General features: G+C 66.0%; 23 protein-coding genes and 1 pseudogene. 3 read left to right on the forward strand and 21 right to left on the reverse strand.

What is annotated here, in order from left to right; translation table 11 throughout:
• Window positions 1-108 (forward strand): annotated as a pseudogene (locus Q0K09_RS04360) (enoyl-CoA hydratase); the annotation flags it as partial.
• 110 nt (window positions 109-218) lie between these two features.
• Here Q0K09_RS04360 and Q0K09_RS04365 read toward each other — a convergent pair.
• From Q0K09_RS04365 to Q0K09_RS04380, 4 genes are all read right to left on the reverse strand, one after another.
• On the reverse strand, window positions 219-1478 hold the full coding sequence (locus Q0K09_RS04365; protein WP_294473440.1) for a pitrilysin family protein: 1260 nt from the start codon (window positions 1476-1478) through the stop codon (window positions 219-221).
• 88 nt (window positions 1479-1566) lie between these two features.
• The gene (gene argB, locus Q0K09_RS04370; protein WP_294473442.1) at window positions 1567-3948 is read right to left on the reverse strand and encodes an acetylglutamate kinase; all 2382 of its coding nucleotides are present in this window, start codon (window positions 3946-3948) and stop codon (window positions 1567-1569) included.
• 208 nt (window positions 3949-4156) lie between these two features.
• Entirely contained in the window at window positions 4157-4369 is a 213-nt protein-coding gene (locus Q0K09_RS04375; RefSeq protein WP_294473444.1) for a helix-turn-helix transcriptional regulator, read from the reverse strand.
• 91 nt (window positions 4370-4460) lie between these two features.
• Window positions 4461-4673 (reverse strand): helix-turn-helix transcriptional regulator, encoded by a 213-nt coding sequence (locus Q0K09_RS04380; RefSeq protein WP_294473446.1) that lies wholly within the window; start codon window positions 4671-4673, stop codon window positions 4461-4463.
• A 60-nt stretch (window positions 4674-4733) separates the two neighbouring features.
• Here Q0K09_RS04380 and Q0K09_RS04385 point away from each other — a divergent pair, with 60 nt between their 5' ends.
• A complete protein-coding gene (locus Q0K09_RS04385) occupies window positions 4734-4949 on the forward strand; it encodes a hypothetical protein (RefSeq protein WP_294473447.1) in 216 nt (71 codons plus the stop codon).
• On the opposite strand, the gene Q0K09_RS04390 is transcribed toward Q0K09_RS04385, so the two are convergent.
• The 15 genes from Q0K09_RS04390 to Q0K09_RS04460 form a co-directional block, all read right to left on the reverse strand.
• The gene (locus tag Q0K09_RS04390) at window positions 4935-5642 is read right to left on the reverse strand and encodes an amino acid racemase (RefSeq protein ID WP_294473449.1); all 708 of its coding nucleotides are present in this window, start codon (window positions 5640-5642) and stop codon (window positions 4935-4937) included. The two genes, Q0K09_RS04385 and Q0K09_RS04390, sit on opposite strands and share 15 nt — an antisense overlap.
• 44 nt (window positions 5643-5686) lie before the next feature.
• Window positions 5687-6895: an ATP-grasp domain-containing protein gene (locus Q0K09_RS04395; protein WP_294473450.1), complete on the reverse strand. Its 1209-nt coding sequence runs from the start codon at window positions 6893-6895 to the stop codon at window positions 5687-5689.
• Window positions 6895-7086: a hypothetical protein gene (locus tag Q0K09_RS04400; protein ID WP_294473452.1), complete on the reverse strand. Its 192-nt coding sequence runs from the start codon at window positions 7084-7086 to the stop codon at window positions 6895-6897. Before Q0K09_RS04400 ends, Q0K09_RS04395 begins: the two co-directional genes overlap by 1 nt.
• Window positions 7087-7153: 67 nt before the next feature.
• Window positions 7154-7978: an Mrp/NBP35 family ATP-binding protein gene (locus tag Q0K09_RS04405; protein ID WP_294473454.1), complete on the reverse strand. Its 825-nt coding sequence runs from the start codon at window positions 7976-7978 to the stop codon at window positions 7154-7156.
• A 38-nt stretch (window positions 7979-8016) separates the two neighbouring features.
• A complete protein-coding gene (locus tag Q0K09_RS04410) occupies window positions 8017-8961 on the reverse strand; it encodes a nucleoside kinase (protein WP_294473455.1) in 945 nt (314 codons plus the stop codon).
• Window positions 8946-10421 carry a coproporphyrinogen dehydrogenase HemZ gene (hemZ, locus tag Q0K09_RS04415; RefSeq protein ID WP_294473457.1) on the reverse strand — a complete coding sequence of 492 codons (1476 nt, stop codon included), beginning with the start codon at window positions 10419-10421 and terminating at the stop codon, window positions 8946-8948. Before hemZ ends, Q0K09_RS04410 begins: the two co-directional genes overlap by 16 nt.
• A 253-nt stretch (window positions 10422-10674) precedes the next feature.
• Window positions 10675-12120 carry a HAMP domain-containing sensor histidine kinase gene (locus Q0K09_RS04420; RefSeq protein WP_294473459.1) on the reverse strand — a complete coding sequence of 482 codons (1446 nt, stop codon included), beginning with the start codon at window positions 12118-12120 and terminating at the stop codon, window positions 10675-10677.
• A gap of 32 nt (window positions 12121-12152) precedes the next feature.
• The gene (locus Q0K09_RS04425) at window positions 12153-12851 is read right to left on the reverse strand and encodes a response regulator transcription factor (RefSeq protein ID WP_294473461.1); all 699 of its coding nucleotides are present in this window, start codon (window positions 12849-12851) and stop codon (window positions 12153-12155) included.
• A 97-nt stretch (window positions 12852-12948) separates the two neighbouring features.
• A complete protein-coding gene (locus Q0K09_RS04430; protein ID WP_294473463.1) occupies window positions 12949-14133 on the reverse strand; it encodes a cation diffusion facilitator family transporter in 1185 nt (394 codons plus the stop codon).
• A gap of 46 nt (window positions 14134-14179) precedes the next feature.
• The gene (locus tag Q0K09_RS04435; RefSeq protein ID WP_294473465.1) at window positions 14180-14422 is read right to left on the reverse strand and encodes an RNA-binding S4 domain-containing protein; all 243 of its coding nucleotides are present in this window, start codon (window positions 14420-14422) and stop codon (window positions 14180-14182) included.
• A 96-nt stretch (window positions 14423-14518) separates the two neighbouring features.
• Window positions 14519-14794, reverse strand: coding sequence for an HU family DNA-binding protein (locus Q0K09_RS04440; protein WP_294473467.1), 276 nt, complete (start codon window positions 14792-14794; stop codon window positions 14519-14521).
• A gap of 414 nt (window positions 14795-15208) precedes the next feature.
• On the reverse strand, window positions 15209-16003 hold the full coding sequence (gene mazG / locus Q0K09_RS04445) for a nucleoside triphosphate pyrophosphohydrolase (protein ID WP_294473469.1): 795 nt from the start codon (window positions 16001-16003) through the stop codon (window positions 15209-15211).
• Window positions 16004-16044: 41 nt separating this feature from the next.
• A complete protein-coding gene (locus Q0K09_RS04450; protein WP_294473471.1) occupies window positions 16045-17658 on the reverse strand; it encodes a polysaccharide biosynthesis protein in 1614 nt (537 codons plus the stop codon).
• Window positions 17659-17712: 54 nt separating this feature from the next.
• Window positions 17713-19014, reverse strand: a complete 1302-nt coding sequence (locus tag Q0K09_RS04455; protein ID WP_294473473.1) for an amidohydrolase — start codon at window positions 19012-19014, stop codon at window positions 17713-17715.
• Between the two features lie 28 nt (window positions 19015-19042).
• The gene (locus Q0K09_RS04460; protein WP_294473474.1) at window positions 19043-19867 is read right to left on the reverse strand and encodes a purine-nucleoside phosphorylase; all 825 of its coding nucleotides are present in this window, start codon (window positions 19865-19867) and stop codon (window positions 19043-19045) included.
• A 188-nt stretch (window positions 19868-20055) separates the two neighbouring features.
• Here Q0K09_RS04460 and Q0K09_RS04465 point away from each other — a divergent pair, with 188 nt between their 5' ends.
• Window positions 20056-20826 carry a hypothetical protein gene (locus tag Q0K09_RS04465; RefSeq protein WP_294473475.1) on the forward strand — a complete coding sequence of 257 codons (771 nt, stop codon included), beginning with the start codon at window positions 20056-20058 and terminating at the stop codon, window positions 20824-20826.
• Window positions 20827-20879: 53 nt separating this feature from the next.
• Here Q0K09_RS04465 and Q0K09_RS04470 read toward each other — a convergent pair whose 3' ends face one another.
• Together Q0K09_RS04470 and Q0K09_RS04475 are read right to left on the reverse strand one after the other, a co-directional pair.
• Window positions 20880-22646 (reverse strand): NADH-dependent [FeFe] hydrogenase, group A6, encoded by a 1767-nt coding sequence (locus Q0K09_RS04470; protein WP_294473477.1) that lies wholly within the window; start codon window positions 22644-22646, stop codon window positions 20880-20882.
• A 16-nt stretch (window positions 22647-22662) separates the two neighbouring features.
• Window positions 22663-24462, reverse strand: a complete 1800-nt coding sequence (locus tag Q0K09_RS04475) for an NADH-quinone oxidoreductase subunit NuoF (protein WP_294473479.1) — start codon at window positions 24460-24462, stop codon at window positions 22663-22665.
• Window positions 24463-24474 lie beyond the last annotated feature (12 nt).

Consider the following 24474-nt stretch of genomic DNA (forward strand, 5'->3'; position numbering starts at 1 on the left):
GAGATCATGGCGGAGAAGAACATCGTCAAGCTGGAAACTATCTGCACCAACCAGAACGGCGATGTGGTCATCAAGGGTATGGCCACGGTCATGCCCCCCAAGGCGTAAGGACAGCCTCTGTGCGCCTGCGCACCCCACCCATTTCCTTCCCATAGCCCAGACGGCCCGCGGCGGTTTCAGCGCTGCGGGCCGTCTGGGTTTTTGCGTTTTGGCCGCCGTTACCGCCCCAGGTGGGTGAGGTACTCCTCCTCTGGGCTCACCCGGCCCACCACGGACAGGGAGGCCTGGGGAAACTGGAAGAGCGTCTGGGCCAGGTCCCGGACGTCCTCCGCCGTGACGGCGTTGTAGGCCGCGATGACCTCGTCGGTGGTGAGGCACTGGCCCAGCAGGAGGGCCCCCCGGCCCAGGGCGCTCATCCGGGACTGGGTGGACTCCAGCCCCATGAGGACGTTGGCCTTGGAGAGTTCCCGGGCCCGGTCCAGTTCCCGGGGGTCGGGTCCGTGGTCGGCGAAGTCGCGGACGGCGGCGCAGATGGTCTCCAGGGCCTGGGCCTCGGTCTCCTTGCCCAGGGCGGTGTAGATGGCAAAGACTCCGGTTTCGGCGTAGCCGGCGCCATAGGTGTAGATGGAGTAGCACAGGCCCCGTTTCTCCCGGACCTCCTGCCACAGCCGGGAGGACATGCCGGAGCCCAGCATGGTGGAGAGGAGCTGGAGGGTGAACCGCCGCCGGTCCCCGTAGGGCAGGCCGGGGAAGGCCAGGGTTAGGTGATTCTGCTCGGTGACCTTCTTTTTCAGGGTGACAGCGGGGGTATAGGCCGCCGCGTGCACCGGGGGAAGCTTCCCCGCCGGCAGGGCAAGGAGCCGGGCCTTGAGCTCCTCCACCGTGAGCTCCGGGAAGCTCCCAGCCAGAGCCACCACCATGTCCCCAGGCAGGTAGTGGCCGGCCATGTAGTCCCGGAGCCACTCCCCAGTCATCTTCTCCAGGGCGCCCTTCCGGCCCAGGATGGGCCGGGCCAGGGGCGAGCCCTTGTAGACCGCCGCCATGAGCCGTTCGGCACACAGGTCTTCGGGGTTATCCTCATACATCCCAATCTCCTCCAGGATGACCCCGCGCTCGGTCTGGACGTCCTCTTCCCGGAACTGGGAGCAGAACACCATGTCGCAGAGGAGGTCCATGGCCCGGTCCAGATGTTCGTCCAGGCAGCGGGCGTAGAAGCAGGTGTACTCCTTGGTGGTGTAGGCGTTGACCTGCCCGCCGATGGCGTCCATCTCCTGGGCCAGCTCCCGGGCGGAGCGGCGCTGGGTACCCTTAAAGACCATGTGTTCGATGAAGTGGGCGGCACCGTTCTGGTCCCTGCGCTCATGCCGGGCGCCGGAGCCCACCCAGATACCCAGGCTGGCGGAGCGGACGGCGGGGACGTGCTCCAGCACGATGCGGGCCCCGTTGGGGAGAAGGTGGGTGAAGTAGGTTTCTTCCATGGTTGGATGCTCCTTTGCTTCTGTGGCAGTGGGAGGGGCCCCCTCCCAGGGGGTGCGGCGCCCGCCGGGACGCCGGCCCTCTGGGAGGCTACTCCCGGTAAATGGTCGTCCCCATGGTCTGCCCCGAAACGGCGTCCAGGAGCATCACATGGTCGATGCGCCCGTCCAGGATGACCACCCGCTCCACCCCGTTGTCCAGGGCCCGGAGGCAGCTGCGGAGCTTGGGGGCCATGCCCCCCTGGATGAGGCCGTTATCCAGGAGCTCCCGGGCCTCGGCGGCGCTGAGGGAGGGAATGGCCGTCTTGGCGTTGCGCTGGTCCATGCGGATGCCGTCCACGTCGGTGAGGAAGACCAGCTTGTCCGCCCTCAGGGCCTGGGCCACAGCACAGGCGGCGTCGTCGGCGTTGCAGTTATAGCTTTCCCCATTTTCGCCCGCTCCAACCGGGGAAATCACCGGAACGTAGCCCCCGGAGAGCAGCAGCTCGATGAGGGCGCCGTCGGAGGCGGTAATCTCCCCCACCTGGCCCAGGGCGGGGTCCTTGGTCCGGGCGGTGAGGATGCCCCCGTCCTTGCCGGAGACTCCGGCGGCCTTGACGCCCAGCCGCCGCAGGGCCGTCACCACCTGCTGGTTCACCCGGCCGGTGAGGACCATCTCGGCCACATCCATGGCCGGGCCGGTGGTGACCCGGTAGCCGTCCCGGAAGGGGGTCTCCACCCCCAGCCGGCCCAGCCAGGCGGAGATCTCCTTGCCGCCGCCGTGGACCAGGACCACCCGGACCCCCGCCATCTGGAGGGCCGCCACATCCCGGAGGATGGAGTCCACCGCTCCCCCCTCCCCCAGGGCGGAGCCGCCGTACTTGAGCACCACCGTCTTCCCGGCGCTGGCGGCCAGGCGGGGCAGGGTGTCCAGCAGGCCCAGCACCTTCTCCATGCCGTCCAGGTGGTGGAGGACGTCGTAGTTGTGGAGGGCCGCCTTGGCATAGTCCACGTCGGAGACGCAGTCGATGTAGGCCGTCCCCCGCTTCTGCCGGGTCTCGGCCCCCTTGCCGGTGATGAGGATGACGGTGGGGGTCTCGGCCTCCATTACCGCCATGCGGATGGCCTCCCCCCGGTCGGGCTCGATGGAGTAGTCGCAGCCCACATTCTCCACATGGGCAGCCATCTCCCGGGAAATGTCCAGCACATCCTCCTCCCCCGGGTCCTCCTCGGTGATGATGACCTTGTCGGCATACCGGGCGGCGATCTCCGAGAGGTCTTTCCGCCGGTCCAGGGCCTTTTTGCCGGGACAGCCGAAGACGATGACCACCCGCTGCCCGGGATACTCCTCCTTCACCGACAGGAAGAGCTTTTCAAAGCTCAGACGGTTGTGGGCGTAGTCCACAATGGCGGTGATGTGGCGGTCGGCGTTCTGGTAGACCTCCATGCGGCCGGGGACCCGGGCCTTCATGAGGCCCACATAGACGCACTGCTCCGGGATGCCCAGCCCCTCGCACACGGCGATGGCCGCCAGGGCATTCTGGACGTTGAAGAGGCCGGGCATGGTGAGGCGGAACTCCCGGTGGAACCGGGGGGTCTTCACCCGGAAGAGGATATCCCGGCCCTGCTTGCGGACCTGGGAGCCGTAGACCAGGGCGGCGGGGTCGGTCTCCGAGAAGGTGATGACCCGGGGACAGGCGTCCCGGGCGGCGTTGAGGATGCGGGGGGCCTCGTCAGAATCCAGGTTCACCACCGCCAGGCCGGAGTGGCGGAAAATCTTCAGCTTGGAGGCGAAGTAGTCCTCGAAATTTGGGTGCTCGATGGGAGAGATGTGGTCGTAGCCGATGTTGAGGAAGACGGCGGCGGCCAAGTCCACCCCGTCCATGCGGTCGTACTTGAGGCCCTGGCTGGAGACCTCCATGGTCAGGTACTCCAGGCCGGAGGCGGCGGCGTTGGCCAGGTGGCGCTGGAGGTCCAGGGGCTCCGGGGTGGTGAGGTGGGACTCGAACCGCTCCACCCCGTCGTAGGTGTCGATGGAGGAGATGACCCCGCTCTCGGGCTTCTTCCGGGCGGCGAGATATTCGTCGAAGATATACTTGAGGTAATAGGTGGTGGAGCTCTTCCCCTTGGTGCCGGTGACGCCGATCACGTTCAGCTTACCGCTGGGGTGGCCGTAGTAGAAGTCGGCCAGCAGGCCCATGGCCCGGCGGACGTCGGAGACCTGGAGGCAGGGGATATCCCCCCCTTCCGCCCAGGGCCGGCCGGCCAGGTAGGCAAAGGCCCCCCGGTCGATGGCGTCGGAGAGGTAGCGCCCCTGGAAGTGGGCCCCTTTGACGATGAAGAGGGTGTCCTCGGTGACGGTTTGGGAGTCGCAGGAGACCAGCCGCACCGGCCGGGCCAGAAGCCCCGCCGGCAGGGGCTTGTCCGTGGCCAGAAGGCCGTGTTTTTGTAAAAGCTGCCAGTAGTCGCCCAAGGGGCGGATGGGGAGGTCCATCGTATCACCTCATTTGTTGTTTGGGCCCCGGGGGGCCGGCGACCCGCCGGAACGGATTTGCGGCTCCCGCCGGGCAGGCGGCCCCCCGGCAGGATGCCGGAACCCGTTCTGGCTGGGAGCCGGCCCTCAAGGGCGCCCTTGCCCCCGGAGGGCCTCCGCCCGCTGGTGGGGAGCCCGATCCAGAGTGAGGGAGGATTCTGGACAAATCCTACTCCCTCTGTTCCTTCCGGCCCAGGAGATAATCCGTGGAAACCTGAAAGAAGTCCGCCATGGCCACAAGCACCGGGGCGGTGGGGTCCCGCTCCGAAGCCTCATACCGCTGATATCCCACAGTAGAAAGGCCGACAGCCCTTGCGACATCCGCCTGGCGCAGGTTTTTCTCTTTCCGCAAAAGGCGCAGACGCTCTGCCAGAATGTCCATAGGCCCTCCTTGACATATCCATTTGGATATCATATAATAGAGATATCCAAATGGAGGTGACATCGTGAGTGATATAATATGCGCAAAAATCCTACTCCCTCTGTTCCTTCCGGCCCAGGAGATAATCAGCGGATACTTGAAAAAAGTCCGCCATAGCCGCCAGAGTGGGGGCATTGGGGTCCCGTTCTCCGTGCTCATAGCGGGTGTAGCCGCTCAGGGAGATGCCCAGAAGGGCCGCCAGCTCTTCCTGCTTTAGACCGCGCTCTTTCCGCAATTCCCGCAGCCGTTTGGCCAAAATATCCATAAATACTCCTTGACAACTCCAAACGGAGTGATTATAATCATTCCAAAAGGAGTGATTTCCTTGCATGACATTGTAACAGAAATCTATTATCTTGTCGATGAGGCCCTGCCCATGGGCCCCCGTGACCCGGCGGTGGAGGACCGGCTGCTGGACACCCTCACCCCGGAGCAGAAGGTCCTTTTTGCGGCCTACCAGGAGATGGAGGCCGCGCGGGAGGAGGCCGAGCGCCAGACCCTCTTCCGCGTGCTGGTGAAGCTGGGCCTACACCTCCCGTAACGGATACCCGCAGGCCCGGACGCTCTCCTCCGCCAGTACGTCCAGGGCGTCCAGGTAGTGCTCCGGGACCCCGTGGTGCTCCTTGTAGACCGACAGCTCCGTGCAGGCCAGAATGGCCCCGTCGCAGCCCTGGGCCCGCAGGTCCCGGTCCACGGCGGCGAACTTCTCCCTGGAGCCGCTCTCCCCCCGCTTGATCTCGTCGTAGATGATGCTCATGACCAGGGCCTGGGCCTGGGGGCCGGGGACCGCCGCCTCCAGGCCCAGGCCGGCGCAGGCAGTCTGGTAGAGGCCGGTGCGGACTGTGCCGTCGGTGGCCAGAATGCCCACCCGGCGGCATCCCCGCCGTGCCATGGCCCCGGCCGTCAGGCGGACCATGTTCAGCAGGGGGATTCCCAGCTCTCCTTGGAGCCGGCCGGCGAAGCAGTGGGAGGTGTTGCAGGGGATGGCCAGGACGGTACAGCCCTCCCGCTCCAGGAGCCGGGCCCCCGCCAGGAGGGCCTGAAAGACGGGCTCGGTCTCCCCGGCGAGAATGGCGGCGGTGCGGTCGGGAATGGCGGTGTCGCTCCAGATCAGGGTGGGGATGTGGGCCTGGTCCCGAGCCGCGTCGGTCCGGTCCAGAACGCGCTGATAGAAGAGCAGGGTGGCCTGGGGGCCCATGCCCCCCAGGATGCCCAGCCGGGCGGAAGCTGCCATATCGCTGCCCCTTTCTCTCTGTGGGCGGGACCGGCGGCGGGCCGTCAGTCCGGGCGGTGGTAATACTTGCGGAACTTTACAAAGTGGCCCAGCTGGTTCTTGGCCAGCCGGAGCCGCCGCTTGGGGGCGGCGTCGGGGGGATAGAGCAGGGGGTTCGTCACCGCCCCGGCCCGGATGAGGGCGCGCATCTCCTCATGGCAGCGCTTGGGGGTGTAGTCAAAGGCCACCTTGCGGGGGACCACCATCCACAGGGAGCGGTTCCGGGTTACCACCCGCTCCAGCTCCCGGTGCTCCACCCGGTCCTCCACCAGGAGCCTGGCCAGGTTGTGCCCCGCTCCGGTGACATAGTAGTTGCTGCGGCCCTGCCGGGCGTTGAGCTCAAAGGCCTTGAACGTCCCGTCCCGCTGGTCGTACTTGAGGTCGAAGTTGGAAAAGCCCACATAGCCCAGCTCCTCCAGGAAGCGGCGGAACCGTTCGCACAGCTCGTCGTTGGGCTCGGTGAGGATGACGGCGTGGTTGCCGGAGCCGTGGGGGGTGTGCTCCTCCAGGAGGACGTGGCCCAGGCACTGGAGCTTCACCTGAGCGTGCTCGTCGGAGTAGCAGGTGAGCACCCGCATGTAGCTGTCATCCCCGGGAATGAACTCCTGGATGATCATGGCGTCGGGATAGCCGGCGGCGTAGACCTTGTCCAGGACGGCGTCCAGGGCCTGACGGCTCTCCAGCTTGAAAACCTTCTCGCTGCCCGGAAAGTCGTGCTCCCAGTAGTGGACGCCGTTGGAGGGCTTGCAGATGTAGGGCGGGCCGAAGGGGAGGTCGAAGTCGCGCCCCATTTCCCGGCGGTGGACAAAGGTACCGGGGCGGTCGATGCCGAAGCGGTCGCACAGGGCATAGAAGCTCTCCTTGTCGGTGAGCTGGTCGATGAGCGCCGGATCGGCATAGGGGGCGATGACGTTGGGAGGGAATTCCGCCTGATAGCGGGCGCACAGCTTTACATAGCTGTCGCCGCAGCCGATGGCCAGCACCGTCTGGTTCGGATGCCCGGCGGCAAAGGCGCGGACGTTTTCCAGGAACGTGGGGCCGTCCTCATTTTTTGCGCACACCCGGTAGTCCAGGATGGCGCTTTCAAAGCATACGCCGGCGGCGAACTTGCCATAGGCCGTGGAGCGGATGCCGTAGGCCTCGTGGAAGGCCCGGGCCATGCTGTAGACGTTGATATCCCCCCCGAAGAGGAGGGGCAGAAAGGAAATTTCCATCAGGCTTCAGCCCCCTGAAAGGTGATCTCATACCAGGTCTTGCCGCCGGACTCCCCCATGGGGGCCAGCCGGGCGGCCCAGTGGGCGCGGATATACGCGGCCTCCTCCTGGGTCAGGCGCAGCTCCCGGCGGCGGAGCTCGCCGCCCCGGAAGGCCTCGGACAGCGTGTGTTCTATCTCTATTTTAGTCATCTTTCTGACTCCCTAATCGGTGGATTCGGGGGCAGGACGCCGCCCTGCGGGGGAGAGCCGGAGCCCCTTACCCCCGGTCCAGCTCCCTGGCCAGAGGGGCCAGGGGGTTGGGGACATAGGCGTCGATCTCCCCCCGGTCGCAGGCGGCGGCCAGGGCCGGGTCGATGGGCAGCCGGGCCAGAACCTTCAGGCCCAGGGCGGCGGCTTCCTCCTCCACCCTGCTCTCCCCAAAGATGGCGTGCTGCTTGCCGCAGTCGGGGCATTGGAAATAACTGTAATTCTCCACCACACCCAGGATGGGGATGTCCATCATCTCCGCCATCTTTACGGCCTTGGCGACGATCATCCGCACCAGGTCCTGGGGAGAGGTCACCACAATGACGCCGTCCACCGGCAGGGACTGAAAGACGGTCAGGGGCACGTCCCCGGTGCCGGGGGGCATGTCCACAAAGAGGTAGTCCAGCTCCCCCCAGATGACATCGGTCCAGAACTGCTTGACGGCCCCGGCAATGACGGGGCCCCGCCAGACCACCGGGTCGGTCTCGTTCTCGGTGAGGAGGTTGAGGCTCATGACCTCCACACCCCCCTGGCTCACGGCGGGATAGATGCCCAGCTCGCTGCCGGTGGCGTGCTCGTGGATGCCGAAGGCGGTGGGGACGCTGGGGCCGGTGATGTCGGCGTCCAGAACCCCCACCCGGCGGTCCCGCTGGGCCATGGCGGCGGCCAGGGAGCAGGTGACGGTGGACTTGCCCACGCCCCCCTTGCCGCTGACCACGGCGATGACCTTTTTGATGTGGGAGAGCTCGTTGGCCGGGGCCCGGAAATCCGTGGGGACGGTGCGCTCCCCGCAGCTGGCGCCGCAGGAGGAGCAGTCGTGGCTGCATTCAGGCATGTGAAAAACTCCTTTTTTCTCTGGGACGGGGCCCCAGGTCAGTAGTGATAGCTGCCCCCGCCGATGAACTCCCGGATCAGGGAGTCTGGCGGGACCAGGTCCTGGTCCAGGGGCGGGAAATACCGGAAGGCGTCCACCAGCGCCTGGAGCTCGGCCCGGCGCCGGTTGCTTTGGGGCACCTCCTCCACCGCCTGGCGCAGGGGCGCGGCGTAGTTGACGAAGACCGGCACCTCATAGCGCAGGGAGGAGTCGATGACGATGTTGGCCCGGCCCTTGAAGGGGGAGATGTAGGTCTTCTCCCCCCGCCGGACATTGTACCACATGGCGAGAGTTTCCACCAGGTCGGTGCCCCGGAAGTTGTAGTCCCGCACCGCCCGCCGGGAGATGCGGCACCAGGTGCCCTTGAAGCGCAGATCCTCCCCGTCCAGGATGTTGGATCGGGCGGAGATATAGAGGGTGGTGGCTTCGGGGTGGCGGCCGGCAATGTCGTCGTTGAGGGCGTGGATGCCCTCAAAAATGGCGATCTCGTCCTTCTCCAGCTTCAGGGGGGCGCCCCGGCTGTCGTTTCGCATCTGCCGGGCAAACTCGAACTTGGGCACCACCACCCACTCCCCCCGGGAGAGTCTGGTAAAGGTCTCGTCCAACAGATCCATGTCCAGGAGCGCGGGGGACTCATAGTCGATGTCCCCCTCGTCGTTCCGGGGGGCGGTGTTGTGGTCCAGAGTCTTGAAGTAGTTGTCCAGGGAGACGGTATGGGTTCGGACCCCCCGGCGGGTCAGCTCCTGCTCCAGCTTCAGGGCCGTGGTGGTTTTTCCCGAGCCGGAGGGGCCGGAGAGGAGGACGATGGGGCTCTGCTTCATCCGCTCCAGAATGTGTCCGGCGGCGTTTTCCACACGGCGCTGGTAGTTGTGGTCGCACTCCGCCACAAAGTCCGCCGGGTCCCGGGAGACCCCCTGGACGATCTCCGCTAACTGGTAGGCCATTCGATTTCCTCCTTCTGCCGGATGATATCTGAAATGTGGCTGATATACTCCTTGGGAAACTTGGGGTTGCTCAGGCGGATCAGGCTCCCGGCCCGGGGGTCGATGAGCTTGGTAACCCCGCCGGAGCCCAGGGACAGGATGGTGTGAAGCTCCTCCATCATGACCACGTTGTAGAGGCTCTCGGTCCCCGGCCGGCACCAGCCTACGTTCTCGAAGCCGCCGGACATGTACTTCTGGCGGTAGAGGTAGTAGGGGGCATAGCTCGCCTCCCTCAGGGCGCTCCAGGCGTAGTCCAGCATGTGGGAGACCTCCTCCGCCGCAGGGAGGCCGCCCCCCTGCTCCATCAGGCGGGAGCCCTTTTTCAGGGCCAGGGTGTGGACGGTGATATTTTCGGGACCCAGGGCCAGAATCTGGTCCAGGGAGGCGCGGAAGCCCTCCTCACTGTCCGCCGGGAGGCCGGCGATGAGGTCCATATTCACCACCTGGAAGCCGGTCTGCCGCACCAGGTCCCAGGCCGCCAGGAAATCCCCCGCGGTGTGGGCCCGGCCGATGGCCCGGAGGACGGCGTCGGACATGGTCTGGGGGTTCACCGACACCCGGGTGCAGCCGTGGGCCTTCAGGGCCGCCAGCTTTTCGGCGGTGATGGTGTCGGGGCGGCCGGCCTCCACGGTGTACTCCCCGCACCAGGCAAGGTCGATGTGGTCCTCCAGCTCCCCCAGAAGGCGGTGGAGCTGCTGAGCCGACAGAGTGGTGGGGGTGCCGCCGCCGAAATAGACGGAGCGCACCTGCCGTCCGGCCCGGGCGAGGGCCGCCCCGGCGGCGCGGACCTCCTGGACCAGGGCGTCCAGGTAGGGCTCCAGGAGGCTCAGGGACTTCCCCGCGCCGGCTGAGATAAAGGAGCAGTAGGCGCACCGGCTGGGGCAGAAGGGAATGCCCACATAGAGGGAGACCTCCCGCTCCTCCAGGGTGTCCCGGACGTCCAGGGTGGCCTGGGCGCAGTCCAGGGCCAGCCGCCGCCGGGCCTCCGAGACCCGGTAGAGGTCCCAGAGCATACCGTCCACCTGCTGGGGGGTATCGCCCTGGGAGAGGGCCTTGGTGGGGATTTTCACAGGCCGTACGCCGGTGAGGGCCCCCCAAGGGGGCTCCCGGCTCAGGGCCGCGGTGCCCGCCTGATAGAAGGCGGTTTTGAGGATGCGCTGGAGCACCCGGTCCCGTTCCAGCCGGCCGGTGTGCGCCGGCGGGTCGGGGGCTCTGGAGAAGTGGCTGTAGGTCTCCCCCTGGTAGGTGAGCAGGGCGTGGGCGGAGGCCCAGCCTCCGGCCCGGGACAGGGTAAGCACCAGATGGTTCTCCCCCTGGTCCGCCGGACTGGCGGGGTACTCCGGGCGCTCTCCCGGAAAGAGGGTCAGCAGCATCTGCTCCGTGGCGTATCGGAAGTTGTGGCCGTTTAAGTAGAGCTTCATGGGGGCTCCTTTTTCGGTTTGGTATTTGACAGAATGTCCGGCATTCCGACGGGGCCCTGCCCAGCGGGGTCCGGCGGGGAGCTGCAACCCACAGGATGGAGCCCTGAACGGGGAACCCCCTCAGTCTGCGGCTTCGCCGCAGCCAGCTCCCCCAGGGGGGAGCCAGGAAGGAGGTGGCGGGTCGCCGCAAATTTGTTCCGGCGGAAAGCCGGGACCCGAAGGAGTCCTTGTCCCCGCCGGACAGGCGCCCCCCTCACGCCAGGGTGAGGGTGAAGGTAAACTCCGTCACCCCGTCCTGACTGGTGACGGTGATGTTCTCCTTGTGGTTGTTGAGAATGGTCTTGACGATATAGAGCCCCAGGCCCACCCCGTCCCGGTCCTCGCTGCGGGAGTGGTCGGTCTTGTGGAAGCGGTCAAAGACCAGCGGAAGCTCCTCCGGTGGGATGGTGTCCCCCTGGTTGCGGACCGACACATAGGCCTTCCCCGCCCGGGTGACGATGGAGATGCCCAGGGTGCTCTCCTCGTAGGAGAATTTGATGGCGTTGTCCAGCAGATTGTAGCAGACCTGGGTGATGGCGTCCGGGTCCCCCCAGACCTCCACCGGGTCCTCCGGGAGTTGGGTGGACACGTCCAGATGCTTGGCGTTGATCTTGGTCTCCAGGCTCACCAGCACCCGGAGCATCACCTCGGAGATGTCGAACTGCTCCTGGGCGGTGACGTACTCGGCGGACTGGAGCCGGGAGAGGTCCAGCATCTTCCGTACCAGCCGGGAGAGCCGCCGGGTCTCGGAGGAGATGACCTTCAGATACTCCTTCTCCCGCTCCGGAGGGATGGTGCCGTCCAGGATGCCGTCGGCAAAGCCGGCGATGGTGGTCATGGGGGTTTTGAGCTCGTGGGAGATGTTGGCCACGAACTCGCTGCGGCGGTGCTCAGCCTGGCTGATGGAGTCGGCCATGGCGTTGAAGGCCTCGGCCAGCTCCCCCACCTCGTCGGAGCGGCCGCCGCAGTCCACCCGGGTGCTGTACTCCCCATGGCCGAACTTCCGCACCGCCTCGGCCATGTCCTTCAGGGGCCGGGTCATCTTCAGGGAGGTGACGGAGGTGGTGACAAAGGCGATGAGCATCACCACCACGGCGGTAAAGAGAAAAATGGAGGCGAAAGCCCGCCACATCTCGGTGAGGCTGGCGGCCTCTGCGGCGATGAGCACCAAGCCGGCGGGGACGGCGTTCCCCAGGTGGTTGTAGCGGAAGGGGGCCCCCGCCACATAGCGGTTTTCCGAGAAGGTCCCCCCCAGGCTGCTCATGGCGCTGAAGGAGCCGGTGGCCTGGATGGCCTGGACCACCGCTGTGGGAATCTGGACGTTGGCCAGGCTGCTGATCTCTCCGGTGCCGTCCACAGCAAAGAGGATTTGGCCCTCTTGGGTGGCCAGGAGGACGGTGGCGTCGGTGACCACCGCAACAGCCTCCAGAGTGGGCCGCACCCGGGCGGCCTGGAGGACGAAGCCCTGAAGGTCGGTGTCGCTGGTGACGGCGTCTCCCAGGACACCGGCCACATAGAAGGCGTTGTGGAGGATGGAGTCCTGCTGCTCCTGGACCGTATAGCTGTAGGACAGGGTGATGAAGGCGGAGCCCAGCAGGGCGAAGGAGACCAGGATGACTCCCGCCATGATGATGAATTGACGCTGGTAGAGACTTTTCAAGGGCGCTCCTCCCTTCCCGCGTATGGCCGGAATCAGGCCGTCTCCGGGGTAGAGACCTCAAACTTATAGCCCACGCCCCAGACCGTCTTGAGGCTCCACTGGTCGGAGACTCCCTCCAGCTTCTCACGCAGGCGCTTGATGTGGACGTCCACCGTGCGGGAGTCCCCGAAGTAGTCGAAGCCCCACACCTCGTCTAAGAGCTGGTTGCGGGTGAAGACCCGGTTGGGAGAGGCCGCCAGGTGGTAGAGGAGCTCGAGCTCCTTGGGGGGGGTGTCCACCCGCTTGCCGTCCACCAGCAGCTCGTAGGAGTCCAGGTTGATGACCAGCTTGTCGAAGGTGAGCTTCCGCTCCCCGCCGCCCTCTTCGGCGCCGCAGCGCCGGAGTACCGCGTGGATGCGGGCCAGCACCTCCTTCATCTCAAAGGGCTTGACGATGTAGTCGTCGGCCCCTCCCTCCAGGCCCTGGACCTTGTCATTGAGCTCCCCCTTGGCGGTGAGCATGATGACGGGGGTCTTGTCGGTCTCCCGAATCTTCTTGAGCACCGACCAGCCGTCCATCACAGGCAGCATAATGTCCAGCAGCACCAGGTCGGGCCGGAAGGAGCGGAAGAGCTCCACCCCCTTGCCGCCGTCCGGGGCCACCTGGGTCTCAAAGCCCTCCTTCTCCAGATAGAGGTGCAGCAGCTCGGCGATGTTGCCGTCGTCCTCCACAATCAGTACCTTGGTGGGCATGTATCTTCACCAGCCTTCCTTTGATCTTTTGGGACTGTCTCCCTCATTATACTCCATTTTCGGGGAGAGGGGGTGAATATTTTGTGAAAGGGAAGCCTCAGGACGCGGGGATTTCTGTGTAGGTGCGGTCGATGGAGATGACAGGGTAGAAAGGCCCGCCCTCCAGCGTCCGAGCCTTTTCGGCGACTGCGGACTTTACTTCCTCGTCGGTGAGGGGGCAGCTGTGTGGGACCACCACGTCAAAGATCAGGTTCTGGTGATCGTGGCCGGCGGTCATGCGGAAGTCGTGGATGGTCATGGCCGGGTCGATCTCCCGGACCAGTCCGGCCATCCGCTCCCGGAGGGCATTGGTGTAGGGGTCCTTGGTGGCGATGGGGTCCATGTGGATGACCGCGTCGATGTGGAACGTTTCCTTGAGCTCCCGCTCGATGTTGTCGATGACGTCGTGGACCTCCAGCACGTCGGCGTCCATGGGGACCTCGGCGTGGAGGGACATCATCCGCCGTCCGGGGCCGTAGTCGTGGATAATGAGGTCGTGCATCCCGGTGACCTGGGGGTGGGCCAGGACGGTCTTCTGGATGGACTCCACCAGCTCCGGGTCGGGGCTCTGGCCCAGGAGGGGGTCCAGGGTGTCCTTGGCGGCCTCCCAGCCTGAGTGAAGAATGAAGGCGGCCACCAGAATCCCCACCCAGCCGTCGATAAGCAGGCCGGAGAAGTGCCCCACCAGGGCGCCCAGCAGCACTGCGGAGGTGGCCACCACGTCGGAGAGGGAGTCGGCGGCGGTGGCGGCCATGGCCGCCGAGCCGATGCGCCGGCCCAGGCGGCGGTTGAAGGCGGACATCCACAGCTTCACCAGGATGGAGGCACAGAGGATGCCCACCGACAGCCAGGAGAAGTCCACCTCCTCCGGCTGGAGAATCTTTTCCAGGGAGGTTTTGGCCAGCTCCACTCCCACCAGCAGGATGGCCGCCGCCACGATGAGGCCGGAGAGGTACTCGATGCGGCCGTGGCCGAAAGGGTGGTCGTCGTCGGCCTGTTTGGCGGCCAGACGGAAGCCAGCCAGGGTGACCACCGAGGAGCCGGCGTCCGAGAGGTTGTTGAAGGCGTCGGCGGTGACGGCGATGGAGCCGGTGAGCACGCCGGCCAGGAGCTTCCCCGCCGAGAGGAGGAGGTTGAGCAGGATGCCCACCGCCCCCGAGAGGAAACCGTAGCGCTCCCGGACGGCGGGGTCGTCCTTGTCGTCCGGGTGCGGAATGAAGGTTTTGACCAGCCAGTCGGTCATGGGAAAAGTCCCCCTTGGACAGAAATTCAGATGGAAGCGGCGGGCCTCAGCTCAGCTCCCGGTACAGGGCGGGGGCGTCGTTTTTCCCCACGCTGTCGGCCACGGCCAGCACCTCCACCCGGGTGATCCGCTCCCCGAAGCGCAGCTCCAGCACGTCGCCGGGCTTGACCTCATAGGAGGCCTTCACCGGCCGGCCGTTGGCCGAAATCCGCTGGTTGTCGCAGGCCTCGTTGGCCACGGTCCGGCGCTTGATGAGCCGGGAGACCTTGAGCCACTTGTCCAACCGCATCGCTGTTTCCCTCCCTTCTCTCTGGAGCGCCGGACGGAAAAGCGGCTTCGGGCCGCGAGGCCCGAAGCCGCCCTCTGTGCAGCGCACAGCAGTTTCTTACTTGTTGACGGCGTCCTTAAAGGGCTTGCCAGGCTTGAAGACGGGCACCTTGGAGGCGGGGATGGACACGGGTTCCAGGGTCTGGGGGTTCCGCCCGGTGCGCTCCGCTCGCCGCTTTACCTCAAAGGCGCCAAAGCCCACAAGCTGGACCTTGTCCTCCTTGGCCAGGCTCTCCACAATGGCGTCAAGGGCGGCGTTGATGACGGCCTCGGTGTCCTTCTTGGACAGGCCGGCCTTTTCGGCAGCGGCATGGATCAGTTCAGCCTTGTTCATTTGTGGTATTCCTCCTACGATGTTGTTCAGGCGCGGCTAGGGCTTGTTTGAAAATTGGCGATGTGTCCAGCAGGGAGGGATTTTGGGCCGCTGGCAAGCAATTTTTTCGCAGGAATCCTGGCGGATTTCAAGGAAAAACTGCGCCGTCCAGGGGGCAAAAGACCCGCCGGTTGGGCATGTTGACTTTTTTCAAACAAGCCCTAGTACTCCGCCAAGTTAGAAATTGCAGATTGGATTTCCAGCGGAATTTTAGCAGAACAAGGCAGAGGACGCCGGTGGGCTGACGCCCACCAAGGACGATAACGAAGATGCGGAAATTCCGCCGGAAGGCAAATGCAATTTTCTGGCTTGGTGGAGTACGAGGTCCTTTTCTATTCTCAAAGCGCGCCTGCGGGTGGGCGCCAGACGCCGCGTTCAAGACTCCTGCTCCTTGACTTGGTCCCACAGGACGTCCATCTCGGCGAGGGTCATGTCCTCCAGGCGCCGGCCCTGAGCCAGGGCGGCCTCCTCCACCGCCCGGAAGCGGCGCGCGAACTTGTCACAGGCCCCGGACAGGGCCTCCTCCGGGTCGGTGTGGACGAACCGGGCCACATTCACCGCCGCGAAGAGCAGGTCCCCCAGCTCCTCGGAGACGTTGGTCCCCGCCCGGACGGCCTCCTCCAGCTCTCCGGTCTCCTCCCGGAGCTTTGCCAGGGCCCCCTGGACGTCGGGCCAGTCAAAACCGGCCTTGGCGGCCTTCTTCTGGATCTTCTCGGCACGCCACAGGCCCGGCAGGCTCCGGGCCACGGCGTCCACGCTGTCGGCGGCGCGCTCCTGGTGCTTCTCCTTCCGCTTGAGCTCCTCCCAGTTCACCAGCACCTCTTCGCTGCCAGAGACAGCCGCATCCCCAAAGACGTGGGGGTGGCGGTAGATGAGCTTTTTGCAGACGCCGTCGGCCACGTCCTGGAGGTCGAAGCGGCCGGCCTCCTGCTCCATGCGGGCGTGGAACACCACCTGGAGGAGCACATCCCCAAGCTCCTCCTTCAGGTGCTCCGGGCTCTCCTCGTCAATGGCCTCGGCGGCCTCATAGGCCTCCTCCAGCAGGTTCCGGCGGATGGAGTGGTGGTCTTGTTCCCGGTCCCAGGGGCAGCCCCCCGGCTCCCGGAGGATGCGGACGATCTCCGCCAGGTCCTCCAGTCCGTAGGACGCTTTCTGTTCAAAATTTATCATATTTCTCTACCTTCTGCAAGTTCTTTTTTGGGAAGCGGCCCTTACAGACGCAAAATTTTTGCGATTTTCTCCCCTTTTGGCATGAGGGACAGGTCCTCCCGGGAAATGGCCCGCAAAACCACCACCAAAACAGCATAGAGGATCACTCCCAGCCCGATGGCCCCCAGGACGGCCAGGGTGCTCCCCAGCAGGGGGCTCAGCAGTCCGTGGACGGACCAGACGGCCACCCCCATCAGCAGGGAGGCAAAGAGGGGCTTGAGGAAGACCCGGCTGTAGCTGGGGGCGGCGGGGATGACCCGCTTGATGAGTGCCAGCTCCAGAACGGCTACGATGACATAGCAGACCAGGGTGCCGATGGCGGCCCCCACGGCCCCCAGCTGCCGGACCATGAAGCTGTTGACCAGGAGCTTGGCGGCACAGCCCAGGACCATGATGAAGATGGGCAGGTTCACAAAGCCGCTGGCCTGGAGGATGGAGTTGCCCACCAGCATGACGCACACGAAGACCGAGGCGGCCCCCAGCAGCATCATGGAGGGGTCGGCCACGGCGTGGTCGGTGTCGGCGTAGAGGAGCCCCATAATGGGTCCCCCCAAAAACAGCAGGCCGGCTCCGGCGGGGAGGGCCAGGAGCATCCCCATTCGCAGGGAGGACTCGGCGATGCGCCCCGCCCCCCGGAAGTCCCGCCTGGCCCGGCAGGCGGCGATGGCGGGGACCACGCTGGCGGTGAGGGCCACCATGAAGGAGGAGGGCAGGTTGTAGATGGTGACGGCCTTCTGGTAGGCCCCGTAAGCCGCCACCACCGGGTCGGTGAGCCCCTGGTCGTGGTACCACTGGGCGCTCTCGGCGTTCAAGACGTCCCGGAGGATGTTCTGGACCTGGGCGGTATCCAGCCAGGAGGTGATGGGGGTCACCGAGGCGCAGACGGTGATGGGCACGGCGATGACCAGCAGCCGCCGGAGAATGGCCCCGTGGGACTCCGGCTGGTCCGACGTCCGCCCCCCCAGCCGGGACCCTCGGAGGAGGTACTCCACGATGAGGTAGATGAGGCAGATGCCCGCCCCGCAGGTGACGCCGAAGATGGCCCCGGCGGCCGAGTCGGCGGAGCTGGCCCCGTTCTGGACCAGGATCCAGGCCAGGGTCAGGCCGATGGCCAGCTTCCCCAGGGCCTCGATGACCTGGGAGACGGCGGTGGGCACCATGTTGGAGTGGCCCTGGGCGTAGCCCCGGAAGGTGGACAGGACGCACACGAAGAAGCAGGCCGGGGCGATGGCCTGGACGGCGTGGACGGCCATGCCGTCGCCCTGGAGGTCGGCCAGGGGCTGAGCCAGGGTGAACATCACCAGGAAGGTGACGGTCCCCAGGAGGAAGAAGGCCGTCAGGGCCACCCGGAAGATCCGGCGGACCTGGTTGTTCCGGCCCAGGGCGTCGGCCTCGGAGATGGTCTTGGACAGGGCCACAGGGAGGCCCGCCGTGGAGACCATCAGCAGCAGGTTGTAGATGACATAGGCGTTGTTGAAGTGGCCGAAGCCCTCGTCGTCCAAAATGTTTCCTAGAGGGATTTTGTAGAGGGCGCCGATGAGCTTGACGATGGCGATGCCCACAGCCAGAATCATGGCGCCGCCGAAGAAGGTGCGTTTCTTTTCCCGATTACCCAAGGGGCTGCACAGCCTTTCGCAAGGAATCTGGGCGGGGAGGCCGGGAAAGGCCCCTTACCGCCCGAAGAGGAGGGGCAGGGCGTAGCCCGCCACCTCCTTTTTGACCCGGTCCAGGTCGATGGTCAGGAAGGTCCCGTTCTTGTATATGACCTTTCCCCGGGCCATATTCATCACCACATTGGAGCCGTGGGCGGCGTAGGCCAGGTTGTTGGCCGCGTCGTGGCAGGGGATGAGGTTCACCGCCTCGCTGTCCAGGAGGATGAGGTCGGCCTCCCAGCCCTTCTCGATGCGGCCGGTCTTCCGGCCCAGGGCCCGGCCGCCGTTGACGGTGGCCATTTCCAGGGCGTCCCAGGCGGTGAGGGCCAGGGGGTCGCACCGGACGCCGTTTTGCAGAATGGCTGCCAGCTTCAAATCTCCGAAAAAGTCGGTGCAGTTGTTGGAGCTCACCCCGTCGGTGCCCAGGGCCACGTTGACCCCGGCCTTTTTCAGGTCCGCCACCGGGGCCACGCCGGAGCCCAGCTTCAGGTTGGACACCGGGTTGTGGACGGCGGCGACCCCCTTCTCCGCCAGCAGGGCCCAGTCCTCCTGGGTGGTCCAGACGCAGTGGGCGGCGATGGCCCGGACGTCGAAGACCCCGTGCTCCGCCAGCACGGCGGCGGGGGTCTTCCCGCCGTGGCGGGCTTTACACTCCTCGTGTTCCTTCCGGGTCTCGGAGAGGTGGACGTGCATCCCCAGGCCGTGGTCGGCGGCAAACTGTGCCATCCACTCCCACAGGCCGGTGCGGGAGGTGTACTCGCCGTGGAGGGAGGCGTCCACCCGGATGCGGCCGTTATCCCGATTGTGCCAGGCTTCGGTGAGGGCCCGCTGGACCTGGCAGTCGTGGTTTTTCTCCGGGTCGAAGTCCTCCTCAAACTGGACGCCGCCGCAGGAGACGTTGGCGCTCAGGCCGGCGGCCTCAATCTCCCGGAGAATGGCGTCGGTGTGCATATACATATCGGCGATGCAGGTGACGCCGGAGGCGATGAGCTCGGCCAGGCCCAGGGCGGCGCAGGCCCGGATGGCCCGGTCATCCCACTTGGCCTCCACCGGGAAGATATAGTTCTGGAGCCAGTCCTGGAGGTCGTGGCCGTCCCCGTAGCCCCGCATGGCGGTCATGGGCAGGTGGGTGTGGGCGTTCACCAGCCCCGGCAGGAGGATGCCCCCCTTGCCGTCGATGAATTTTCCGGTGAAGCCCTGGGGGCGCTGGGTGCCGAAGTCGGTAATCTGGTGTCCCTCCACCACCACATAGGCGTTGGGGAGGACGGTGCGCCCCTCGTCCATGAGGACGGCGGTGACATTGTAAATCATGGTGGCCATAGACGGGTTTCTCCTTTCCAAGGGGGGCTTACAGGCGCTCCAGGCAGGCCAGCACCAGCCGGGAGAACTTGTCCTTGCAGGCCTCGGCGGCGTCCAGGACCTCCTGCTCGGAGAGGGGCTGGTCCAGAATGCCGGCGGCCATGTTGCTCACCAGGGTGAAGCCCAGCACCCGCATCCCGCAGTGGCCGGCGGTGAGGACCTCCGGGGCGGTGGACATCCCCACGGCGTCGGCCCCGGAAATCCGGGCAAAGCGCACCTCCGCCGGGGTCTCGTACTGGGGGCCGGGGAAGTACATATAGACCCCCTCCTTGAGGCCGATGCCCAGGTCCCGGGCGGCCGAGCGGGCCACGTCCTGGAGCGCCGGGGTGTAGAGGTGGGAGGCGTCGGGGAAGCGGGGGCCGAACTGAGGGAGGTTCTCTCCCCGGAGGGGGGACTCCATGAAAATCTTGATCTGGTCGGTGATGAGCATCAGATCCCCGGCGCGGAAGTCCAGATTGACCCCTCCGGCGGCGTTGGTGACCACCAGGGTGCCGCACCCCAGCAGCCGCAGCACCCGGACGGCGTAGGAGACCTCCTCGTAGGAGTAGCCCTCATAGTGGTGCATCCGGCCCTGCATCACGGCCACGTTCTGGCCCCGGAGGACGCCGAAGACCAGCTGGCCCTTGTGCCCCGGGGCGGTGGAGGCCTTGAAGTGGGGGATCTCCCCGTAGGGGACCCGAACGGCGTTTTCCACCTCGTCCCCCAGGAAGCCCAGGCCGGAGCCCAGAATCATGGCCACCTGGGGGACAAAGGAGCGGATTTTGCTGCGGATATAGGCGGCGCTCTCCTGATAGTGGGCGTAGGTGTAGTGCATAAAAACCCTCCTCACCGGTTTGATTGCCTCAGGTACAGGCATTTTACACCAGTGCGGAGAAAAAAGCAAGAAACACAGAAGAATCCAAAAGCGAAAAGCGGGATTTTTTCTTGCCAGCCGGGAAAACCTATTTTATAATATGAAACTCCGATATGTATCGCCAAAAAAGAAGGAAGGAATCGACGATCATGGCATTGACACAGGCAGATATCGCTCGGGTGAAGGGCATGGGTTTTCTCCGCAACCGGGGCACGGAGCGCTTTTCGGGCCGGGTGGTGCCGGCGGGCACGGTCTTCACCCCCCGGGAGCTCGCCGCGGTGGCGGAGCTGGCGGAGAACTTCGGCAGCGGGAAGGTGGTCCCCACCGTCCGCATGACCCTGGAGGTGGTGGGCATCCCCTACGAGCGCATCGACGAGGCCGCAGCCTTTGGGCGCGAGCGGGGCCTGCGCTTCGGCGGCACCGGGGCCAAGGTCCGGCCGGTGACGGCCTGCAAGGGCACCACCTGCGTCTTCGGGATGTACGACACCCAGGCCGTGGCCCGGGACATCCATGAGAAATACTACCTGGGCTGGGACGGGGTGGTCCTGCCCCACAAGTTCAAAATCGCCGTGGGGGGCTGTCCCAACAGCTGCGTTAAGCCCAGCCTCAACGACTTCGGCGTGGAGGGCCGGCGCACCCCCGAGGGGGTCCGCTTCCAGGTCTATTTCGGGGGCGCCTGGGGCCGCGCCGCCCGCATGGGCACCCCCTACCCCTGGCTGGTGGAGGAGGAGCAGCTCTTCCCCCTGCTGGAGAAGGCCCTGCTGTGGTTCCGGGAGTACGCCTACCAGCGGGAGCGCCTTGGGGCGGCCATGGACCGCCTGGGCACAGAGGTCTTTCTGGCCGGCCTGGAGGGGGACGGCCTCCTGGAGCGGCGGGAGGCCATCCTCTCCGCCGGGCTCCGGCAGCGCCCGGTCAACTGAACAGACTGCCGCCCCCTGGGTCCAAAGCGGACCCGGGGGGCGGCGGTTTTGTATTAAAAGCGGTTCTCAGTGCGGTAGCGCTTCTGGGGGACGTAGGTGCAGTGGAGGAGCTCGTGGGCCTTGTGGCCCCCGGGCTTGCCCAGGTAGTCCTGGTAGACGGTCTGGAGGACGGGATTTTCGTGGCTCTTGCGGATGGGCATGGCCTCGTCCTGCTGATACAAGGCGGCGGCCCGAAGGGCAGGGATGTCGGTGAAGGAGCGGACAATGGCGGGCTGGAGGGGCTGTCCGCCGCCGTTGATGCACCCGCCGGGGCAGGCCATGAACTCGATGAAGTCATACTGCATCGTTCCGTTCTTCACCCCGTCCAGCACCATCTTGGCGTTGTGGAGCCCCGAGGCGGCGCAAACCCGCACCGTCCGGCCGGGGAGCTCGTAGACGGCCTCCTTGATACCCTTCATGCCCCGGACCTCCCGGAACTCCAGGGGGGCCATCTCGCCGCCGGTGAGGGTCTCCACCACAGTCCGCAGGGCGGCCTCCATGACGCCGCCGGAGGCCCCGAAGATCACCGACGCCCCGGTGGACAGGCCCAGCATGGGGTCAAACTGCCCCTCAGGCAGGTGGTCGAAGAGGAGGCCCGCCCGCTGAATCATCCGGGCCAGCTCCCGTGTGGTGATGGAGACGTCCACCGGCATACAGCCGTTGGCCATGCGCTGCTCCTCCCGCCGGACCTCGTACTTCTTGGCGGTACAGGGCATCACCGACACCACCACGATGTCCTTGGGGTCAATGCCCATCTTCTCGGCGTAGTAGCTCTTCACCAGGGAGCCGAACATCTGCTGGGGGGACTTGCAGGTGGAGAGGTGGGGCAGCATGTCCGGGTGATGCTGCTCGCAGTAGCGAATCCAGCCCGGAGAGCAGGAGGTGATCATGGGCAGGGCGCCCCCCTCCTGGATCCGCTCCAAGAACTCGGCGCCCTCCTCCATGATGGTGAAGTCGGCGCCGTTGTCCACATCGAAGACCCGGTCGAAGCCCAGGCGGCGCAGGGCGGTGACCATCTTCCCCTCCACGTTGGCGCCGATGGGCAGGCCGAAGCACTCCCCCAGGGTGACCCGGACCGAGGGGGCGGGGCCCACCACCACGTGCTTGGCGGGGTCGTTGAGGGCGGCCCAGACCTTGGCGGTGTCGTCCTTCTCCGAGAGGGCCCCGGTGGGGCAGGCCACGATACACTGGCCGCAGGAGACGCAGTCCACCTCCGCCAGGTCCCGGTCAAAGGCGCAGCCGATGTGGGTGGCGAAGCCCCGGTCGTTGGGGCCGATGACCCCCACCTCCTGGGTGGTCCGGCACACGGCGGTGCACCGGCGGCACAGGACGCACTTGGAGTTGTCCCGGACCAGGTGGGGGGCCGAGTCCTCGATGCGGGGCAGCAGCTCGTCGTTGGCGTAGCGCACGGCATCGATGCCCAGCTCGGCGGCCAGTTCCCGCAGCTCGCAGTGGGCGTTCCGGGCGCAGGTCAGGCAGTCCATCCGGTGGTTGGACAAAATGAGCTCCAGGGTGAGCTGCCGGGAGTGGCGGACCTTCTCGGTGTTGGTCTGGACCTCCATCCCCTCGCTGACCGGGTAGACGCAGGAGGCCACCAGGCTCTTGGCCCCCTTCACCTCCACCACGCAGATGCGGCAGGCGCCGATCTCGTTGACGCCCTTAAGGTAGCACAGGGAGGGGACCTTGATGCCCGCGCTGCGGGCGGCCTCCAGAACGCTGGTCCCCTCGGGGACCGTCACCGGGATATCGTTGATTTTCAGTGTCACCATGTTCTGTTCCATCGTCTTCACCCCTCCTCTAGTGCTTGGAAATGGCGTCGAAGCGGCAGTGATCCATGCAGGTGCCGCACTTGACGCAGGCGTTCTGGTCAATGACGTGGGGCGAGCGGACTACGCCGGAGATGGCCTTGGTGGGGCAGTTGGTGGCGCAGAGAGTGCAGCCCTTGCACTTGCCGGGGTCGATATAGAAGTGGACCAGGTTCTTGCACACCCCGGCGGGGCAGCGCTTCTCCACCACATGGGCCAGGTACTCCTCCCGGAAGTGCTGGAGGGTGGAGAGCACCGGGTTGGGGGCGGTCTGGCCCAGGCCGCACAGGGCGCTGGACTGGATGTGCCGGCACAGCTCCTCGATGGTGGTCAGGTCCTCCAGAGTCCCCTTGCCGTCGGTGATCTTGCACAGCAGGTCGTAGAGGCGCTTGGTGCCGATGCGGCAGGGAGAGCACTTGCCGCAGGACTCGTCCACGATAAACTCCAGGAAGAACTTGGCGATGTCCACCATGCAGTTGTCCTCATCCATGACGATGAGGCCGCCGGAGCCCATCATGGAGCCGATGGCCCCCAGGGAGTCGTAGTCCATGGGAGTGTCGATGAGATCGGCGGGGATGCACCCGCCGGAGGGTCCGCCGGTCTGGGCGGCCTTGAACTTCTTCCCGTTGGGGCAGCCGCCGCCGATGTCCTCGATGACGGTCCGCAGAGGGGTGCCCATGGGGATCTCCACCAGGCCGGTGTTGGTGATCTTGCCCCCCAGGGCGAAGACCTTGGTGCCGGCGGAGCCCCGGGAGCCGATGGCGGTGAAGGCCTCGGGGCCGTGATTGAGAATCCAGGTGATGTTGGCGTAGGTCTCCACGTTGTTGAGGAGGGTGGGCCGCTGGAAGAGGCCCTTGTTGGCCGGGAAGGGGGGCCGGGGATGGGGCTCTCCCCGGCGGCCCTCGATGGAGGTCATGAGGGCGGTCTCCTCGCCGCAGACGAAGGCCCCGGCCCCCAGCCGCAGCTCCAGGTCGAAGTCAAAGCCGCTCTCGAAGATATTCCGGCCCAGCAGGCCGTATTCCCGGGCCTGTCCGATGGCCGCCTCCAGCCGGTGGACGGCGATGGGGTACTCGGCCCGGACGTAGATGTAGCCCTGGTGGGCCCCGATGGCGTAGCCGGCGATGGTCATGGCCTCGATGACGCTGTGGGGGTCCCCCTCCAGCACCGAGCGGTCCATGAAGGCCCCGGGGTCCCCCTCGTCGGCGTTGCAGCAGACGAACTTCACCCCGTCGGGGCTCACGGCGTCGTGGGTCATCTGCCACTTCCGCCCGGTGGGGAAGCCCGCGCCCCCCCGGCCCCGGAGGCCGGAGGCCAGCACGGCGTCGATGACCTGCTGGGGGGTCTGCTCCGTGAGGGCCCGGCCCAGGGCCTCGTAGCCGCCGGCGCCGATATACTCGTCGATGCTCTCGGGGTTGATGACGCCGCAGTTGCGCAGGGCGATGCGGAACTGGTTCTTGTAAAACCGGGTCTCGGAGAGGCTTGTGACCGTCTCGGCGCTCTCCCCCTCCTTGTGGAGGAGCCGCTGGACGATGCGGCCCTTGACAATGTGCTCGGAGACGATCTCCGGCACGTCCTCCGGGGTGACGTGGGTGTAGAAGGCCCCCTCGGGGTAGACCAGCACCACCGGGCCCATGGCGCACAGGCCGAAGCAGCCGGTCTTCACTACCCGGGCCTCCTGGTTCATCCCCTGGGCCAGGAGCTCCTCCTCAAACCGCTGGATGATCCTGGGGCTGTTGGAGGAGGAGCAGCCGGTGCCGGTGCACACCAGGATGTGGGATCGGACAAAGTTCATCTTCCTTCCCCC

The organism is uncultured Intestinimonas sp., from assembly GCF_944387725.1.
In the GTDB taxonomy this organism is placed as follows: domain Bacteria; phylum Bacillota; class Clostridia; order Oscillospirales; family Oscillospiraceae; genus Intestinimonas.